A 17,448-nucleotide genomic window follows, 5' to 3' on the forward strand; every position below is an offset into this window, starting at 1 on the left:
AACATCGCTCTCCGCGATTTCTGTCATTTACGTCATTTCTGTCAGGCGCCCGGCCACCCGTCACCACCGAGCACCGATGCCTGACCAGGACCAGAGGAGAACTGCCGCCCCGACTACCAGGTGCTGGGCACCCGCCGCGAGAAGGTCCGCCAGCTCGGCAACGCCGTCACCCCACCCGCCGCCGAGTTCCTCCTGACCGCCATCACCCACGCGCTCGGCCACATCCCCACCAGCTCGAAGGAGGCTGCGTGATGAGAATCCGAATCACCGGAACCACCGACGAGGTCGAACAGGTCGCCGAGATCCTGAGCGACCTGCCCGCCGTTGCGGGCGGCCCGACGCTGCTGACGAACGGATCGGCTGACTTCCGGCCCAGCGCCAAGGACCCCGCCACGGGCGCCGCCGTGCTCGACGCGGAGCTGAGCTGGGTGTGCCGTCACTGCGGCTCCCAGATCGCCGCCTACGCCCCGGATGGCCCCCGCGTGTGGACGTGGGTGCACCTCATCACCAAGCGGCCGCGCTGCGTGGCCACCGACGGCATCACCCACGCCGAGCCCGGCCCGCAGGACGACGAGGAGGCCGCGTGATGCAGGTGCGTATCGAGGACCAGGTGGCGTTCGCTGATGCCGCACGGGGCGTGGCCAAGCTGCTGGCGGGCGGGCCACCGACTCCGGTCCTGGCCGGCGCCGTCCTGCACGCCCACGACGAGGGCGGGGTGACGCTGTCCGGGTTCGACCCCGACGCCGCGACCCGGCTGCGGCTGCCCGCCGACGTGCAGACCCCGGGGCGGGTCCTGGTGTCCGGGCGGTTGCTGGCCGAGATCGCCCGCCTGCTGCCCCGGCAGACCATCGAGGTGACCGCCGACCGCATGCGGCTGACCATCACCGCGGGCGGCAGCCGGGCGACGCTGCCGCTGCTGCCGATCGAGGACTACCCGCAGCTGCCCGCCACCCCCGACCTGGTGGGGGAGATCGACGCCGCGGCCTTCGCCGAGACCGTCTCGCGGGTGGCTCCCGCGGCCAGCACCGACCCCGCGATGCCCCACTTCACGGTCGTCGCGATCGACCTGCCCGCACCAGGCGAGCCGCTGCGGCTCTACGCCACCGACCGCTACCGCATGGCGGCAGGCCTGCTGCCCTGGCAGCCCGCGCTCGACACCCCGGTGCAGCCCCGGCGGGTGCTCATCCCCGCCCGGCAGCTGCACGCCGCCGCCGACCTCCTCGCCGGTGGCGCCGACACCGTGCGCTTCGGCGCCACCCCCGAGCCCGGGCGGGTCGGCCTCACCAACGGACACCGCACGATCACCCTCGCCGAGCTCGCCGTCAAAGTCCCCGACTACGAACCGCACCTCAACCCCGAGGTGGCAGGCGAGGTCACCGTGCCGGTCACCGAACTGCACGCCGCCGTCAAACGCCTGGCCCTGCACAAAGAACGCTCCGGCGCGCACCTTTCCCTCGCTGACAACACGCTCCAGCTGTCCATCGCCAGCGACGCCGGGCACAGCACCGAAACCCTCGCCGTCGACTACCAGGGCGAGCAGGTCGAAACCTGCTTCAACCCGACCTTCCTCGCCTCCGCACTGCACGCGCTGGGCACCGACCTCGTCCACATCACCATCCCCACCCGACCCGACGCCAGGCCGTGGGCCTTCCGGCCCCTCACCGGCACCACGCCCGACGACCAGCTCCGCTACGTCGTCATGCCCCTCAAGACCGCACAAGCCAGTAGCGCCCAAGCGGCATAGCACTCCCAGCGCATGTGCCCCGCCCGGCGCCATGGCCGGTGCCGGGCGGGGCATGCCCGACCATCAACGGATCTACAGCCCGCAAATCCCGGAACGACCGTCCGACGGCGCTCCGAACTCGCGAATGGAGAACACGACATGGCCACCGCCCGACGCCCGCCGATCGGTGTCACCCTCTCGCCCGACGTCGAGTACCGGGAGGGCCGCTCTCGTCCGTACCGCGCTCGGGTCCGGTGGAATGACCCAGAGACTGGTCGGCGCCGGTCGCTGTCCGAGCAGCACGAGACGACCGAGCAGGCCGCCGCTTGGATCGACGAGATGCAGAGCGCTGCCAGCGGTGGACTCGACCCCACCGCTGCGATGATGCAGCTCAGCGAGTACGGCAACACCGCCATGCCGTATGCCCTGCGCGGGATCGAGAACAAGACCAAAGACCCCTACCTCGCCGGGTGGCGCAAGCGGGTCGTGCCCACGCTCGGGCACATCCCGGTCCGCATGGTCACGAACGGCGCGGTCGACCGTGCGGTGCACGTCTGGATTGCGGATGGTCACAGCAAGTCAACCGTCAAGAACAGCCTGGCAGTACTGGTCCGCATCATGGAGCAGGCAGTCCGGGACGAGATCATCAGCAGGAATCCCGCACGAGTTACGGGCTGGCAGCACGCCTTTCGGCAGGCCGAGGATGAGCTGGACGACCCGCGTTCCCTGGCGCTGCCGAACTGGACCACGCTGGAGCGCCTGGCAAACGCTCTCGTTGCGCGATCGTCCACTGAGTACCAGGGGTGGGGCGACGTGGTCCTGTTCGCGGCCTGCACGGCCGCTCGGATCGGTGAGGTGTCCGGGTGCCGCGTACGGGACATCAACACCCGCGAATGGACCTGGACTGTCCGGCGTCAGACCACCACGGGTCCTGGCGGCCTGGTGGACAAGGGCACCAAGGGCAAGCGGGCTCGGACAGTGCCGGTCATCGCGGAGATCCGCGAACTGGTGGAGCGCCGCGTCGCGCTGACCGACGGCAGTCCGGACGCCCGCCTATTCACCGGCCCCCGGGGCGGTCGGATCACCACCGCCGTGCTCCGAGACGCCACCTCGTGGGACGAGGTCGTGACCAAGCTCGGCTACGAGCACCTGCGCCGACACGACCTCCGGCACACCGGACTCACGTGGATGGCGGATGCTGGCATCCCGATCCACCACCTCCGGAAGATCGCAGGGCACGGGACGCTCACGACGACCCAGCGGTACCTGCATCCCGACCGGCAGTCGGTAACCGACGCGGGCGCTCTGCTGTCCAAACACCTGCACCGGTCCCCAAATGGTCCCCAGCTCCGCGTCGTCTGAGCGGGCAACAAGCTCCACCGCCAGATGCAGATCAGCCCGCTGACCTGCGCTTTCGCGCTACGTCAGCGGGCTGATCGCTCCGTCGGGATGACAGGATTTGAACCTGCGACCCCTTGACCCCCAGCTAAAGCGAGGGTCAGCGGCATGCTCAAGCTCATTCTTCGAGGTCACTGCACAGTCTACTCAGCGAAGTAAAGGAGTCCACGATACTCGCCCCCAACCGCTTTGCCGCCCGCACAGCACAAGGAGGCGCGCCGCCCCCGGGCCGCTGTCGCACGTCGACCACAAGCACCAAACCCAGATCTCGAGCACATGACGCACCTAGGACGATCGTCAGAGCAACGAACAGGCACGAACGAAGCGCGTGACACAGAGCCCCCACGAAGCCCGGCTGCTGCGAAACCCGCAACTTTCCCGAAGATCTATTTCATTCAGCACTGACACGACAGTTCCAGTCAACAGCATGATGCACACCCTCGTGTCCATCGAGCTTCAGCGGATCATGATGTGGATTCCGGCGTCGGCGCGGTGCGCGAGGCGATCAGGCCGCCGTCGGCGACGAGGTCCACGCCGTTGATCCAGGACGCTTCGTCGGACAGGAGGAATGCTGCGGGGGCGGCGATCTCGTCGGCGCTCGCGTGTCTGCCCACCAGGTGCTCCGAGCGCTCCACCGATCCGTTCATCGAGGACCGGAAGTCACCCAGGATCGGTGTGTGCACGGGTCCTGGGCTGATCGTGTTGCTCCGCACTCCCCGCGGCAGCAATCGGGCGGCGAGGGCCCTGCCGTGGTGGATCAGCAGCTTCTTCGACAGGTCGTAGGCACGGGGGCCGGTCAGGCCTTCCCGCCGGGCCCAGTCCTGCAGCTCGTCGTCTGCGAGCCCGGCCAGCTCCGCCACCTGGTCGGCGTATTCGGGGTGGTGGCCGGCGAGGGACGCGACGCTGACGATGGCGCCACCTTCCAGCGAGTCCAGCAAGCCTTCGGTCAGCTTGCGGGGTGCCAGCCAGTTGACGGCGAGCACCGTGGCGGCATCCACCGTGCCTGGGACACCGGCCACGTGTGCGAGGCCCCCGAGACGCGGGAATCGACCGCGCAGTCGGTCGACCACGGCCGCGAGGGCCTGCGGATCGGTGAGGTCGCAGCAGATCGGTTCAACGCCTTCCGGCATCTCGGCCGCCCGGTCCGCACCGATCACTCGCAGTCCTGCTCGTACCAGGCGGGTGGCCAGTGCCGCGCCGATTCCGGATGCTGCTCCGGTGACCAGAACGGGCGGGGAAACCATCGCGTCCTCCATCATGTCTCAGTTCCCAGCAACGGGACGGCAGCGGGCGTGCCATCCGGGCCGAGTGCCTCGGGCACCCGGGCCGCTCGGTATCGAGTCAGCGGCGCACCCGGCTGCAGGACGTAGACACCGCCTGGGGTGTGATCGTCCACAATGGCTGCGGCTACTTCCTCCGCTCGGAGCAGTGGGAACCCGGATTCGCGGAACTCGTCGGGTACCAGCGGCGTGTCGACGAAGCCCGGGCACAGGGCCGAAAGGGCAATGCCTTCGGCAGCCAAGTCGTGCCCTAGTGCGCGCACCAGCCCGACGACCGCGTGCTTGCTGGCCGTGTACAGCGGATCCTGCGGCCACCGGCTGAGCCCTGCCAAGGACGCCGTGACGACGATGCGGCCACCACCGGCGCGGCGAAGCGCCGGAACCGACTCGCGCACCCCGTGCCAGGTTCCCTTGATGTTCACCCCGAGCACCAGGTCCATCGTCGCGTCGTCCACCGCCAACGGGCGTGCCGCCGGTCGTGCCAGGCCGGCACCGAGGTTGACGAACCTCAGCGGGCCGAGTTCCGCGGCCGCGGCAACCGCTGCTGCGAGCTGTTCGAGATCGCGGACGTCGGTGCGAACGAACCGCACGCCCGCACCGTCTTCGAGGCGCCGGCCGCCTGGGTCGACATCGGCCACCACGACCGAGTACCCGCGCGCCACCAGCTCGCCCACGACCGCGCGGCCGATTCCGCTCGCTCCCCCGGTGACCAGTGCCGAACCGCGTTCCGGATCTGCCATGTAATCTCCTCCGCGCAGCGGTGGTGGCCCGCGAAATGCCCGGGCCACCACCGTCCGATGTGGATACCGGTCAGGCGCTTCCGGCGCTCATCCCGCCGTCCATGCGCAGGTACGAGCCCGTCATGTACGAGGAGTCGTCGCTGGCGAGGAACGCCACCGCGGCGGCGACCTCCTCGGGGTTGCCGTACCTGCCCATCGCGGTCAGGGCCGTGTAAGCCTGCTTGGCCGCGTCCGGAGCGCCCGGGGCCGCACCCTCCTCGATCGTGCGCATCATCGGGGATTCGATGACACCCGGAGCGACGGCGTTGACGCGGATGCCCGCGGGAGCCAGCTCGCCGGCCGCCGCCTTGGTCAGTCCGATGATCGCGTGCTTGCTCGCCGAGTAGCTCGCGATGAGCGGAACTCCCATGACACCGGCGACGGAGGCCATGTTGACGATCACGCCGCCGCCCTGTTCGGTCATGATCGGAGCCGCGTGCTTGATGCCGAGGAACACGCTGCGCACGTTGACGCCCATGACGCGATCCCAGTCGTCGTCCGGGAATTCGGTGATCGGACCGATCGCGGCCTGGATCCCGGCGTTGTTGAACAACACGTCGACGCGGCCGAAGGTGGCCTTCGTGGCGTCGAGGTAGGACGCGGCGCCGGCACCGGTCGCCACGTCGGCCTCGACGGTGAGGACCTTCGCGCCTTCGGCCTCCGCGGCGGCCTTGCTGTCGTCGAGCGGGGTCCGGCCGCTGCCGACCAAGGTGAGGTCGGCACCTTCGCGGGCCAGCCGGACAGCGGTCGCGCGGCCGAGTTCGCCGGCCGCACCGGTGATGACGATGGACTTGCCTTCGAGGCGCTTGGTCATGGCGTCGTTGCCTTTCCGTCGGCTGCCGTGCGCGCACAGCGGTGGAATTGCTCCTGATGAGGGAATGGTGGCGGGAGTACCGCCGGATACCGGTGCCAGCCCGGTCTCACCCGAGGATCGAGGTGACCTCGGTGAACTCGTCGATGCCGAACCGGCCGAGCTCGCGGCCCAGACCGGACAGCCCGTATCCCCCGAAGGGTGCATCGAAGTGGTCGCGGGTGCGCACTCCGTTGATCTTGACCTGCCCGGTGCGCAGCCGGTGCGCCAGCGACAGGGCGCGAGCGCGGTCTGCGGACCACACACCACCGGAGAGGCCGAAGAGGGTGCTGTTGGCGATGGCGACGGCATCGTCCTCGTCGTCGTAGGGCTGCACGACCAGAACGGGACCGAAGACCTCCTCCTGGGCGATCGGCATCTCGGGAGTGACGTCGGAGAACACCGTCGGGGACAGGTAGTACCCGGTGGCCAGCCCTGGTGGAGCCTCCGCTCCCCCGGCGATCAGGCGCGCGCCGGAGCCCAGTGCGCTGCCGATGTGCCCGCGGACCGATTCGCGCTGCGCCGCGTTCACGACCGGTCCCATCGTGACGCCCGGCTCGAACGGGTCCCCCACGACGATGCGGTCCACCTCGGCGACGAGGCGCTCCTCCACCTCGGCGAGGAGCCGCCGTGGCACGAGCAGTCGCGACAGCGCGTTGCACGCCTGGCCGCTGTTGACGAACGCCTGGGCCACCGCGCTGGGAATCGCGGCGTCGAGGTCGGCGTCGTCGAGGAGGACATTGGCCGATTTGCCACCGAGTTCCAGGCAGACCCGCTTGATGCCCGCCGCCGCGACCTGCCCCACCCGCGCACCGGATTCGACGCTTCCAGTCAGCGAGACCACGGAGACCAGCGGGTGGGAGACCATCGCCTCCCCAACCACCGAGCCGCGCCCGGGCACGAGGTTGAACACGCCGGGTGGGATTTCCGCCTCGGCAACGCATTCCGCGAACGCGAAGCCGTTGAGCGGTGCCACCGCACTCGGTTTGAGCACGATGGTGCAGCCCGCCACGAGAGCCGGGCCCACCTTCGCGGCGATCTGGTGCAGGGGGAAGTTCCACGGCGTGATGGCGGCGACCACCCCGGCGGGTCGCCGCACCACCAGCGAGTTGCCGACCGGCTCCGCCCACTCATAGCTCTTGGCGGCCCGTGCGGTCGCTTCCAGGACCCCGACGGGCATCGTCGCCTGGGCCGTGGACGCCTGTTCCAGCGGCATCCCGACCTCGGTCGCGATGAGACCGCCGAGTGCGTTCCGGCGGGAGTCCAATGCCGCTGCGAGCCGCTCGACCGCGGCTATCCGCTCGTCGTGCGGGGTTTCCGACCATTCCCGGAATGCCCGGTGCGCGGCTTGAACAGCGCGGTCGGTGTCCACATCGTCCCCGTTGACCACGCTGGCGACGATCTTCTCGGTCGACGGACTCTCCACGTCGGTCCGTCCGGTGCCGTTCGGCTCGATCCAGGCACCGTCGATGTAGAGGTGGTCGCGGTCGCGGACTTCTGACAGGTCGGCCGCCGTCATGACGTCCCCGCCCGTCGGGTCTCGACCGGCATCGACTTGATGCCGCGGAACCAGTTCGACAGCAGTCGCACCGGCTCGGCTGCGAGCTCGAAGCGGATGCCGCGGGCGTGCAACTCCTGGTAGAAGGTGCGGATCTCCAGCCGGGCGAGGTGCGCGCCGAGGCAGAAGTGCGCACCGGATCCGAAGGCGAGGTGCCGGTTCGGGGTGCGGTCCAGGCGGAAGGTGTCGGGCTCGTCGAAGACGCGTTCGTCGCGGTTGGCCGAGCTGAACCAGAGCACGACCTTCTCGCCGGCCCGGATCCTCCTGCCGTGCAGCTCGGTGTCGACCAACGCGGTGCGCCGCATGTTGATCACCGGGCTGACCCAGCGCAGCATTTCCTCCATCCCGGGCGTGAGCAGGGCCGGATCGGCGGCGAGCCGGTTCCACTGGCCGGTCTGGCTCAGGATCGCCACCGAACCGGACAGCAGGTTGCGGGTGGTCTCGTTGCCGGCCACGGTCAGCAGCAGGAAGTACGGGTCCAGTTCGTCGGGCCGCAGACGCTGGCCTTCGACCTCCGCGTGAACCAGCAGGCTCACCAGGTCGTCGCGCGGCTCCTTCCGGCGCTCTGCGGCGAGGCCGTGGAAGTAGTCGAACAGTTCTGTGCGCGCCTTCGCGAGGCTGTCCGGGTCCGGTGCGTGGTCGGGATCCTCGCTGGCGATCATGTTGGTCCAGCGCAGCAGCAGCGGCGCGTCCTCGCGCGGGACGCCGAGCATCGTGGCGAAGATCAGCAGCGGCAGCCGCTCGGAGACGAGCTCGACGAAGTCGAACTGCCCGCGCTCGACGGCCTCGTCCAGCAGCGCCGTGGTCACCTCGCGGACGCGATCCCGCCAGTTCTCGACCCGCTTGGCGGTGAAGCTGCCGATGGTGATCCGCCGCAGCAGCAGGTGGCGCGGGTCGTCCATGTTGTGCATCGAGTGCGCCTTGCCCTCGGCACGGCGGCTCTGGATCTGCGTGCCGTCCGCCGAGGAGAACACCGCCGCGTTCTTGGCCACCGCGTCGACGTCGGCGTACCGCGTGACGGACCAGAACCCGGGGCCGTCGCCGGGCTCGTCGTTCCAGAACAGCGGGGCGCGGTCGCGCAGCACGCGGAAGGCGGCGCCGTCCTCGCCTGCCGCGAACATCGCCATGTCCATCAGGTCGATGTCGGCGAGATCCGGTCCGGCGCCGGGCGGAGCTGTCGTCGTTTCAGCCATCTGGCGCTCCTCAGTCGACGACCGTGACGGTGCCGGTGGCGCCGTCCACGGTCACGGTCTGGCCATCGCGCAGGCGCCGGCTCGCATCGGCTGCCGACACCACGCAGGGCACGCCCAGTTCGCGGCTGACGATCACGGCGTGGCTGACCGTGGCGCCCTGGTCCACCACGACTCCCGAAGCCGCCACGAACAACGGAGTCCAGGACGAATCGGTGATGCTGGTAACCAGCACCTCGCCCGCTTCCAACCCGCGCGGATCGGCGGGGTCGCTGACGATGCGCACCCGGCCAGTGACGGTGCCCGGGCAGCCGGGCACTCCCTGCAGCACCTCGCCGGGCTCGACCGGCGAGACGTCGGAGGTCCGGCGACGCCACGTCCGCACCGGCGGAACCTCGCCCGCGACGATGAACGGCGCCTCCAGCTCGCCGAGCTCGGCCATCTGCGCCTTGCGCTCGGGCACTAGGTGGGCGACCGAGGCCGGATCGGCCAGCAGCTCGGTCCACTCGTCATCAGTCAGCAGCCCGAAGTCCTCGACCTCAGCGAACACGCCGCGCTCGACGAAGCGGCGGCCCAGCTCCCGCATCGCCACGCGGCCCTCGTGGACCAGCGTGATGACGTTGGACTTGGTGCGCTCCCTGCTGCTGAGGAACGTCTTCGCGGACTGCGCGGCCGCGAGGAACTGGCCCTGCAGCTCGGGCTGGTCGGCGAGTTTGCCCGCGATCTGCTCGATGGTGAGCTCGCGTTCCCGGGCGAGCCGGTCCCGCGCGATCGCCGGATCGGCATCGTCGGGGGCGTGGCGCATCCGGTCGATGGCCGCCCACGCCAGCTCGGGGTGGGTCTCGAAGGTCCGCGACCGCATCTCGTACTCGTTGAACCCGCGCGCCCCGAAGTCGAAGGTGAACCGGTCGAACGCGGCGACGAACCGGTCCCCGGCCGACCCGAGCGCCGCGACCCGCTCGCGCAGACCCGGCAGGCCGGCGTCGAACGCCGCGGTGAGCTCGGCGGAGCCGCGCACGGCTCGCGACAGCTGCCACAGCGCGGACGCGGGTTTGGCGCTGTCGACCTCGCCGAGCCCCGAGATGAACTTGGTGACCAGGGCGGGGTCGCCCAGTTCTGCCGCGACAGCACCCAGGATTCCCGGTGCCACGAGGGAGCAGTGGGTGACGAAGATGTGGTCGACCCACAGCCCGCGCCAGTAGGTGTTGATGAGGTGGCGGGTGCGTTCGAGCAGCTCGGCGTCGCTGAGCTTGCGGAGGTCGGGCCGCTCGGCGCGGATGGCCTTGATCTTCTCGGCGGTCTCCTGCAGCCCGTCGACCTCGGTCGCGGTGAGGATCCATTCGAGGGTCTTGCCGCTGCGTTCGGCGTGCACCGGGCTTTCGTCGTCCGGCCCCGGCACGTACGGCGGAGCGCTCGCCGCTTCGGCTCCGAAGAACGTCGCGTCGATGGCCTCCGGCGACAGCCCCGGAACGCGCGCCCCGAAGATCCGCGTGATGCTCACGTTCAGATAGGCATAGCCGCCGAAAACACCGAGCGACTCCATGACGCCCGCGGTGAACTCGTCGGCGTCGACCGCGCCGAAGCGTTCCAGCGCCTCGATCCAACCGGGTTCCGCGTGCGGGATTCCCCAGATGGTCCAGGAGAACGGCGCCACCGGATCCGGGAACACCTCACCGACGTTGCCGCGGGTGTAGATCGGGAACTCCGGGCTCGGATCGTTGTCCACAACCCAACGCTGGGTCATGAGGACTCCTCTTCGTCAGGGCCGGTTCGTGCCGGCCGACTGGTCCATCAGGGCTCGACGAACGGGAGGGCGCGGTACCAGATGTCGCCGGTGGCGCGCCCCATCCGGGTGAGCTGCTCGGCACGCGGCGCGTCGCGCGGGACGCCGATCTTGACGTAGGCGAGCTGGTCGGTCATGGCGCCGAGCGACTCGGCGAGCATTTCGACGTCGCACTCGGGGTCGATGACCCCGCGTCGGACCAGCGAGTTCACCCACCGCATGTTGCGTCGGGTGAACTCGCCGCGGATGCGCAGCCACAGCTCGGCGAACCCCTCGGGGTCCGCGGCCGACGCCTCTCGGGTGACGCGCATCAGGTGGCGGTGCCGGGCATAGGTGGTGAAGTACGCCGTGGTCGCGCGGATGAGCGCCGAACGCTCGTCCTCGCCCGGCTCGGTCCGGCGGGAGGTTTCCAGCAGGTCCCGCACGCACGGCTCGATCACCGCGACGAGGATTTCGCCCTTGCCGGCGAAGTGCCGGTAGAAGCTGCCGTGCGCGACACCTGCGTTCTGGACGATGTCGGCGATGCGCGTCGAGTTGTAGCCGAACTCGGCGAAGCACGCGCTCGCCGCGGCCACCAGTGCCGCCCTGGTCCGGGCCCCGCGCTCGGTGGCCGCTCCTTTCGCGAACAGCTCGGCGACGTCGTCGTCCAGCGCGGTCCCCGAAGCTTCCGGGGTGTTGCCCCCAGATTCGGCCTCGATGCGACTTGTCGTCACTTTGGGTCTCCTCGGATTCGAAACGCCGCCAGATCTGATCGCGACGGCGGTAATTGACGCACGCCACATTACCGTTGTCAAGCACGGTCAATGGCCTTTTCGAACCGATTTCAGTATTGCGCGCCGCCGGAGCGCTGTGCTTACCTGAGCCCACCAATGTGACGGCAAGTCACATCGAAGGCCGATGGAGTCCGAGGTATCCATGTACCCAACCCAGCACGCGGCGGTCGTGCCGGACCGCCCGGCGATCGTCATGGCCGGCAGCGGTGCGAGCCGCAGCTATCGCGAGCTCGACGACAACAGCGCGCGGCTGGCCGCATGGCTCCGGCGAGCAGGGGCCCGCACCGGTGACGTCGTGCTCGTCTGCCTGGAGAACGACGTGCGGTGGGCCGAGATCATCTGGGCCTGCCTGCGCAGCGGTCTGTACGTCGCGCCGGTGAACTGGCACCTGACCGCGGCCGAGCTGGTTCCCCTGCTGGAAGACGCGGCGCCGGTAGCGGTGATCACGTCCTCGCACCTGCTCGACGCGGTCGACGAGGCCGCGACGAAGGCCGGGACCACCTCAGCCCGGCTCGTCGTCCGCAAACCCGACTTCCCACAGGTGCAGGACTCCGGAGGCAGGGTCGCCGACTACGACGCAGCGCTGGCAGACACGGGTCCGGATCCGGGCGTGGAAGACATCGCGGGCTCCCGCCTGCTGTTCAGCTCCGGCACCACGGGGCGGCCCAAACCCTTCCGGCAACCGCTGCCCGGCGTGCATCCGAGCGACGTGCCGGTGCGGCTCGGCCCGCTGCTGTCCCGGCTCCGCTTCGACGTCGAACCCGGGGAGTCGCTCGTCTACCTCTCGACCGGGCCCGCCTACCACGCAGCGCCGTTCGCGTTCATGCAGACGGTGCACCAGCTGGGCGGCACGGTCGTGATGATGGAGCGGTTCGACGCGCGGGAATCCCTGACCGCCATCGAACACCATCGCGTGACGCACAGCCAGTGGGTGCCGACCATGTTCGTCCGCCTGCTGCGGCTCGATCCCGAGGTCCGCGACGCCTTCGACCTGAGCACCCACCGCGTCGCGGTGCACGCCGGAGCGCCCTGCCCACCAGAGGTCAAGCGCGCGATGCTCGACTGGTGGGGCCCCGTCCTCTACGAGTACTACGGCGCTTCGGAAGGCCACGGCCACACCACCATCGGTCCGGAGGAATGGCTCGTCCACCCCGGCTCGGTGGGCAGACCGGTATCCGGCCGGGTCGAGATCCGCGACGAGAACGGCACCGCGCTGCCCGCCGGGGAGACCGGCCGCGTCTGGTTCGTGCGCAACGGGGCCGAGGGGCAGATGGGCGACCTCGGTTCGCTCGACGACGACGGTTTCCTCCACCTGACCGGTCGCGTGGGCCAGACGATCATCACCGGTGGAGTGAACGTCTACCCCCGCGAGATCGAGGACGTGCTGGCGCCGCATCCGGCGGTGCGCGACGTCGCCGTCCTGGGCGTGCCCGATGCGGAATTCGGCGAGCAGGTCAAGGCGGTCGTGGAACCGATCGACGCGGCTTCGGCCGGACCGGAGCTCGAACAGGAGCTGATCGAGCACTGCCGGGCGCGGCTCGCGCACTTCAAGTGCCCGCGTTCGGTGGACTTCACCGAACGCCTCCCCCGGACCGAGACGGGCAAGATCCTCGCCGCACCGCTGCGCTCCGCGTACTGGCCTGCCCCGACCGAAAGGACGACGAGCTGATGCAGCTGCTGCTCATCCGGCATGCGCGGCCGGTGCGCGCCGAAGCCGCCTCCGGCGGGGTCGACCCCGGGCTCACCCCGGAAGGTGCGCTGCAGGCCGAACAACTGGCGGAGTTCCTCGCCCGCCCCGGTGCTCGCGAGATCCACGCCGTCCACAGCAGTCCCATGAACCGGGCGCGCGAAACCGCCGCCCCGCTGGCGAAGAAGCTGGGGTTGTCCGTGGTCGAGGACGACGGCGTCGTCGAGTTCGACCACGGGGCCCCGGTCTACATCCCCGCCGAGGAGTACCGCGGCGACCGGCGGCGCCAGTGGGAGGAGCTGCTCCAAGGGCGCTGGCACGGCCACGAGTTCGACATGGACGGATTCCGGCGCCGCGTCGTCGAGTCGATCGAGCGCGTCGCCGCCGCGAGCCCCGACCGGACCGTCGCGATCGTCTGCCACAGCGGCGTGATCAACGCCTACCTCGCACACGTCCTCGGCACGGCGGAACCGATGTTCTTCACACCCGACTACACCTCGGTCAGCCGAGTCGTCGCCGCTGGCGACGGGTACCGCATGGTGCGAACCGCGAACGAGACCACGCACCTGCACTGGTCCTCCTGACGCCCTGCCCTGTGACCGGATCTCAACGAGGAGGTTTCCGATGAGCGCCCCCCACACCGCGGTCCCGACGAATCCCGTGACGACCGCCGAGACGATGCGGCTGCACTGCCTGCACGTGCTGCGCATCGCGGGCTTCGCCTCACCGAACGCGGTCGCCGGTTTCACCGGTCTCGACATCAGCACCGTCGAGGCCGAGCTGGACACCGCAACCGAGGCCGAGCTGTGCGTGCGCCGGGAAGGGCGGATCGCCGGGTACGCGCTCACCCCCGCCGGTCGCGCCTGGCACGCCGAGGAGCTGGCCGCGGAACTCGAACGTCTCGGGGGCCGGTCGGCGGTGGAAGCGGCCGATGCGGCCTTCGTCGAGCTGAACGGGCCGTTCAAGCAGCTCTGCACCGACTGGCAGGTCCGCGACGGCGCGCCGAACGACCACGACGACCCGCACTACGACCGCCAGATCTTCGACAGGCTGGCCGAACTGCATCCCGCCGCCGTCCGCCTGACCACCGAACTGACGCGCGCGGTGCCGCGTTACGGGTGGTATCCGCCGCGGCTGGAGAACGCCTGGCGCCGCATCGACAGCGGAGAAGCGCGTGCCTTCACCGCTCCCATGGCCGACAGCTACCACGACACGTGGATGGCGCTCCACCAGGACCTCATGAGCACGCTCGGCAGGCAGCGCTCCGCGAACGACGGACACTGAGGCGGGAATCCCGTGACCAACAACAGCAATTCCACGGCCTACGCCTTCGACCACCCGCACGCACGGCCGCCGCGCGAGCTCGCCGACCTGCTCGGCGGAAAGGGCGCGGGACTGGCCGAGATGACCTCCGTGCTGGGTCTCCCGGTGCCGCCTGGATTCACCCTCACCGTCGACGTCTGCCGCGAGCACCTGCGGTCGGGATGGCCGCAGTCGCTGGACAGCGCGGTCCGGGCCCACTGCGAACGGCTGGAGTCGCAGGTGGGCCGCAAGCTCGGCGATCCGGCCGATCCGCTGCTGCTCGCGGTGCGGAGCGGAGCGCCCCGCTCGATGCCAGGGATGCTCGACACGGTGCTCAACCTCGGTCTCAACGACGACACCGTCGAAGGACTCGCGAAGGTCTCCGGGAATCCCGAGTTCGCCTGGGACAGCTACCGGCGATTCCTGCGGATGTTCGCCACCACGGTCCTCGGGGTGTCCGACGACCGCCTCGGCCTCTGCGAGATGACACCAGCGGATCCCCGGACCGACGTCGCCCGGTTGCGGGAGCGCATCGCCGAGATGGCCGGACGACCGGTGCCCACCGACCCGGCCGACCAGCTGCGCGCGGCGATCGAGGCGGTGTTCCGGTCGTGGCTGAGTCCGCGCGCCCGGGCCTACCGGGAGCGCGAGGGGCTGCCCGACGATCTGGGCACCGCCGTCAACGTGCAGGCGATGGTGTTCGGCAACCGCGACGACCGGTCCGGCACGGGAGTGGTCTTCACCCGCGATCCGGCGACGGGACGCGATGGCCCCTACGGCGACTACCTGCCCGGGGCCCAAGGCGAGGACGTCGTCTCCGGCAGCGCCCACACCCGGCCGGTGACCGCGCTGGCCGAGCAGCTTCCCGATGTCGCCGCCGAACTGCGCCGCCACCTGCGCACCCTCGAACTGCACTACCGGGACCTGTGCGACGTCGAGTTCACGGTGGAGGCCGGACGCCTGTGGGTCCTGCAAACGCGGGTGGGCAAACGCGGCGCCGTCGCCGCCGTCCGCACCGCCGTCGCGCTCACGGAGGATCCGGAGATCGCTCTCACCCCGGCCGAGGCGGTGGCCCGGGTTCCGCAGGAAATCCGGGACAAGGCGCGTGCCGAGGTCCTCGGCTCCGCCGACCACCGGGACACCGAGGTGGCGGCGCTGACGACGGGGTTGGGTGCCTCCCCGGGGCGGGTCTGCGGCTCCGCCGTCCTGGACGTGGACGAGGCGTTGGCCGCGGACCGGCCGGTCATCCTCGTCCGGCCCGAGACCAGCCCCGAGGACGTCGCCGGGATGTCCGTCGCAGCCGGGATCCTCACCGGCCGCGGTGGTCTGGTGAGCCACGCCGCAGTGGTGGCGCGGGGCTGGGGAATTCCCGCCGTCGTCGGAGCCGAGGCGCTGCGGTTCGACGGGGCGAGTGTCTGGGTGGGCGCGGACGGCCCGGTCATCCACGCCGGCGACGAGATCACCATCGACGGGACCACCGGCGCCGTCTGGTCGGGGCGGATCGAAGGCAACGCCGACGCCCCCCGTGACGACGCAGCGCTGCTGGCCGACGAACTCCCCGAACTCGGCGTCCTCGAACAGTGGGCGCGAGAGACCGAGGCGCGACCGCCGGAGTAGCACGTGGTTTCGCCAACGCGCTCCCGGACCCTTTCATCGAAGCACACCCAGGAGAACCGGCCATGAAGGTAACTGTCGACCGCAGCAAGTGCACCGCGCTCGGCGTGTGCGAAGCGATGGCGCCCAACGTGTTCGAGGTCAGCGAGGACGGGGAACTCGTCCTGCTCACCGAGACACCGGGCGATGACGTGATCGACGAGGTCCGGGCCGCGGTGGAGGGCTGCCCGACCGAAGCGCTGCGGCTGGTGGCGGAATGACCGGCGGCCTGGTCGTCGTCGGCGCCTCGCTTGCCGGCCTCCGCGCCGTCGAAGCCGCGCGGTCCGCGGGCTTCGACGGGCCGATCACGCTGATCGGCGCTGAAGAGCACCTGCCCTACGACCGGCCACCGCTGTCCAAGGCCTACCTCGACGTCGCCGAACCGCCCGGGGTCTCCTTCCGGGAGGAGCACCACCTCCGCGCGGAACTCGGGGTCGAGCTGCTGCTCGGAGCGCCTGTGAACCAGCTCGACCCGGTGCAGCGCCTCGTGCGCGTCGATGGCCGGGAGCTCCCCTACGATGCGCTCGTCATCACCACCGGCGCGACGGCTCGGCGGCTTCCGGGCGCTGACGGCATCGCCGGTGTGCACACCCTGCGCACCCTCGACGACGCCATCGCGGTGCGAGCCGCTCTCGACTCCGGGGCCCGGACGGTGGTCGTCGGCTGCGGTTTCATCGGTTCGGAAGTCGCGTCCGGAGCACGCAAGCGCGGGCTCCCGGTGACGATCGTGGAGGCGGCGCCGACGCCGCTGGTGCGAGCTGTCGGCGCGGAGATGGGCAAGGCGATCGCGGGCCTGCACCACCGCGCCGGAACCGACCTGAGGTGTGGAGTGGCGGTCGAGCGGATCGAGTCCGAACGCGGTCGCGTCCGGCGGGTCCACCTGACGGACGGCACCGCCGTCGAAGCCGACCTGGTCGTGGCGGGCATCGGGGCCGATCCGGCGACCGGGTGGCTGCAGGGCTCGGGACTGCGCATCGACAACGGCATCGTGTGCGATGCGAGCCTATCCGCCACCAGCGGCGTGCACGCGGCCGGTGACGTCGCGCGCTGGCACAACCCGCTGTTCGACGAGCTCATGCGCATCGAGCACTGGACCGCTGCCGCTGAACAGGGCGCCGTGGCCGCCCGCAACGCCCTCGCCCCCGAAGCGGCCAAGCCGTACTCGACGGTCCCCTACTTCTGGTCCGACTGGTACGAGAACCGCATCCAGTTCGTGGGCGTCCCGGGTGCCGATGAGGTGCGGATCGTCTCCGGGGCCGCGGACGGCGACCGGTTCGTCGCGCTGTACCGCCGGGGCGACCGCCTGTCGGGCGTGCTCACCCTCAACGGCCAGGCCGTGATCATGAAGTACCGCGGTCTGCTCACCCGCCGGGCGAGCTGGGCCGAGGCCCTCGACTTCACCGCCGCCCGCGCGAAGAAACCAGCCGGACACCGCTGAAACCGTCGCATCTCCGAGCAGAGGAGCAGTTGTC

Annotated in this window: 17 protein-coding genes; 10 read left to right on the forward strand and 7 right to left on the reverse strand. The window is 70.3% G+C overall.

The window, feature by feature from the left end:
• Positions 1-120 precede the first annotated feature (120 nt).
• The 4 genes from OU416_RS08905 to OU416_RS08920 all read left to right on the forward strand — a co-directional run bounded on the left by OU416_RS08905 (position 121) and on the right by OU416_RS08920 (position 3,085).
• Positions 121-252, forward strand: coding sequence for a hypothetical protein (locus tag OU416_RS08905; RefSeq protein WP_270926380.1), 132 nt, complete (start codon positions 121-123; stop codon positions 250-252).
• The gene (locus OU416_RS08910) at positions 252-587 is read left to right on the forward strand and encodes a hypothetical protein (RefSeq protein WP_270926381.1); all 336 of its coding nucleotides are present in this window, start codon (positions 252-254) and stop codon (positions 585-587) included. The genes OU416_RS08905 and OU416_RS08910 overlap by 1 nt, the downstream gene beginning before the upstream one ends.
• Entirely contained in the window at positions 587-1,744 is a 1,158-nt protein-coding gene (gene dnaN / locus OU416_RS08915; protein ID WP_270926711.1) for a DNA polymerase III subunit beta, read from the forward strand. The genes OU416_RS08910 and dnaN overlap by 1 nt, the downstream gene beginning before the upstream one ends.
• A 138-nt stretch (positions 1,745-1,882) precedes the next feature.
• Complete coding sequence (locus tag OU416_RS08920; RefSeq protein ID WP_270926382.1) at positions 1,883-3,085, forward strand: tyrosine-type recombinase/integrase; 1,203 nt, start codon at positions 1,883-1,885, stop codon at positions 3,083-3,085.
• 500 nt (positions 3,086-3,585) lie between these two features.
• Here the strand turns inward: OU416_RS08920 and OU416_RS08925 are convergent, their stop codons facing one another.
• The 7 genes from OU416_RS08925 to OU416_RS08955 form a co-directional block, all read right to left on the reverse strand.
• Entirely contained in the window at positions 3,586-4,365 is a 780-nt protein-coding gene (locus tag OU416_RS08925; RefSeq protein ID WP_270926383.1) for an SDR family oxidoreductase, read from the reverse strand.
• 11 nt (positions 4,366-4,376) lie between these two features.
• Positions 4,377-5,141 (reverse strand): SDR family NAD(P)-dependent oxidoreductase, encoded by a 765-nt coding sequence (locus OU416_RS08930; protein WP_270926384.1) that lies wholly within the window; start codon positions 5,139-5,141, stop codon positions 4,377-4,379.
• Positions 5,142-5,211: 70 nt separating this feature from the next.
• Complete coding sequence (locus OU416_RS08935; protein WP_270926385.1) at positions 5,212-5,994, reverse strand: SDR family NAD(P)-dependent oxidoreductase; 783 nt, start codon at positions 5,992-5,994, stop codon at positions 5,212-5,214.
• A 106-nt stretch (positions 5,995-6,100) separates the two neighbouring features.
• Positions 6,101-7,549 carry an aldehyde dehydrogenase family protein gene (locus OU416_RS08940; protein ID WP_270926386.1) on the reverse strand — a complete coding sequence of 483 codons (1,449 nt, stop codon included), beginning with the start codon at positions 7,547-7,549 and terminating at the stop codon, positions 6,101-6,103.
• A complete protein-coding gene (locus OU416_RS08945; protein WP_270926387.1) occupies positions 7,546-8,781 on the reverse strand; it encodes a cytochrome P450 in 1,236 nt (411 codons plus the stop codon). Before OU416_RS08945 ends, OU416_RS08940 begins: the two co-directional genes overlap by 4 nt.
• Positions 8,782-8,791: 10 nt before the next feature.
• Complete coding sequence (locus tag OU416_RS08950; protein WP_270926388.1) at positions 8,792-10,522, reverse strand: PEP-utilizing enzyme; 1,731 nt, start codon at positions 10,520-10,522, stop codon at positions 8,792-8,794.
• 47 nt (positions 10,523-10,569) lie between these two features.
• On the reverse strand, positions 10,570-11,274 hold the full coding sequence (locus OU416_RS08955; RefSeq protein WP_270926389.1) for a TetR/AcrR family transcriptional regulator: 705 nt from the start codon (positions 11,272-11,274) through the stop codon (positions 10,570-10,572).
• 202 nt (positions 11,275-11,476) lie between these two features.
• Here OU416_RS08955 and OU416_RS08960 point away from each other — a divergent pair, with 202 nt between their 5' ends.
• From OU416_RS08960 to OU416_RS08985, 6 genes are all read left to right on the forward strand, one after another.
• On the forward strand, positions 11,477-13,003 hold the full coding sequence (locus OU416_RS08960; RefSeq protein ID WP_270926390.1) for an AMP-binding protein: 1,527 nt from the start codon (positions 11,477-11,479) through the stop codon (positions 13,001-13,003).
• Positions 13,003-13,605 carry a histidine phosphatase family protein gene (locus OU416_RS08965; RefSeq protein WP_270926391.1) on the forward strand — a complete coding sequence of 201 codons (603 nt, stop codon included), beginning with the start codon at positions 13,003-13,005 and terminating at the stop codon, positions 13,603-13,605. The genes OU416_RS08960 and OU416_RS08965 overlap by 1 nt, the downstream gene beginning before the upstream one ends.
• A gap of 40 nt (positions 13,606-13,645) precedes the next feature.
• The gene (locus tag OU416_RS08970; protein WP_270926392.1) at positions 13,646-14,305 is read left to right on the forward strand and encodes a helix-turn-helix transcriptional regulator; all 660 of its coding nucleotides are present in this window, start codon (positions 13,646-13,648) and stop codon (positions 14,303-14,305) included.
• A gap of 12 nt (positions 14,306-14,317) precedes the next feature.
• The gene (locus tag OU416_RS08975; RefSeq protein ID WP_270926393.1) at positions 14,318-15,940 is read left to right on the forward strand and encodes a pyruvate, phosphate dikinase; all 1,623 of its coding nucleotides are present in this window, start codon (positions 14,318-14,320) and stop codon (positions 15,938-15,940) included.
• Positions 15,941-16,002: 62 nt separating this feature from the next.
• Positions 16,003-16,197: a ferredoxin gene (locus tag OU416_RS08980; protein ID WP_270926394.1), complete on the forward strand. Its 195-nt coding sequence runs from the start codon at positions 16,003-16,005 to the stop codon at positions 16,195-16,197.
• Entirely contained in the window at positions 16,194-17,414 is a 1,221-nt protein-coding gene (locus tag OU416_RS08985; protein ID WP_270926395.1) for an NAD(P)/FAD-dependent oxidoreductase, read from the forward strand. The genes OU416_RS08980 and OU416_RS08985 overlap by 4 nt, the downstream gene beginning before the upstream one ends.
• Positions 17,415-17,448 lie beyond the last annotated feature (34 nt).

Source organism: Saccharopolyspora indica (assembly GCF_027853965.1).
Lineage (GTDB): Bacteria > Actinomycetota > Actinomycetes > Mycobacteriales > Pseudonocardiaceae > Saccharopolyspora > Saccharopolyspora indica.

Excerpts from the sequence above, each read along its gene's own strand:
- OU416_RS08910 (WP_270926381.1), top strand. The coding sequence starts at position 252 with ATGAGAATCCGAATCACCGGAACCACCGACGAGGTCGAACAGGTCGCC.
- dnaN (WP_270926711.1), top strand. The coding sequence starts at position 587 with ATGCAGGTGCGTATCGAGGACCAGGTGGCGTTCGCTGATGCCGCACGG.
- OU416_RS08920 (WP_270926382.1), top strand. The coding sequence starts at position 1,883 with ATGGCCACCGCCCGACGCCCGCCGATCGGTGTCACCCTCTCGCCCGAC.
- OU416_RS08925 (WP_270926383.1), bottom strand. The coding sequence starts at position 4,365 with ATGGTTTCCCCGCCCGTTCTGGTCACCGGAGCAGCATCCGGAATCGGC.
- OU416_RS08930 (WP_270926384.1), bottom strand. The coding sequence starts at position 5,141 with ATGGCAGATCCGGAACGCGGTTCGGCACTGGTCACCGGGGGAGCGAGC.
- OU416_RS08935 (WP_270926385.1), bottom strand. The coding sequence starts at position 5,994 with ATGACCAAGCGCCTCGAAGGCAAGTCCATCGTCATCACCGGTGCGGCC.
- OU416_RS08940 (WP_270926386.1), bottom strand. The coding sequence starts at position 7,549 with ATGACGGCGGCCGACCTGTCAGAAGTCCGCGACCGCGACCACCTCTAC.
- OU416_RS08945 (WP_270926387.1), bottom strand. The coding sequence starts at position 8,781 with ATGGCTGAAACGACGACAGCTCCGCCCGGCGCCGGACCGGATCTCGCC.
- OU416_RS08950 (WP_270926388.1), bottom strand. The coding sequence starts at position 10,522 with ATGACCCAGCGTTGGGTTGTGGACAACGATCCGAGCCCGGAGTTCCCG.
- OU416_RS08960 (WP_270926390.1), top strand. The coding sequence starts at position 11,477 with ATGTACCCAACCCAGCACGCGGCGGTCGTGCCGGACCGCCCGGCGATC.
- OU416_RS08965 (WP_270926391.1), top strand. The coding sequence starts at position 13,003 with ATGCAGCTGCTGCTCATCCGGCATGCGCGGCCGGTGCGCGCCGAAGCC.
- OU416_RS08970 (WP_270926392.1), top strand. The coding sequence starts at position 13,646 with ATGAGCGCCCCCCACACCGCGGTCCCGACGAATCCCGTGACGACCGCC.
- OU416_RS08980 (WP_270926394.1), top strand. The coding sequence starts at position 16,003 with ATGAAGGTAACTGTCGACCGCAGCAAGTGCACCGCGCTCGGCGTGTGC.
- OU416_RS08985 (WP_270926395.1), top strand. The coding sequence starts at position 16,194 with ATGACCGGCGGCCTGGTCGTCGTCGGCGCCTCGCTTGCCGGCCTCCGC.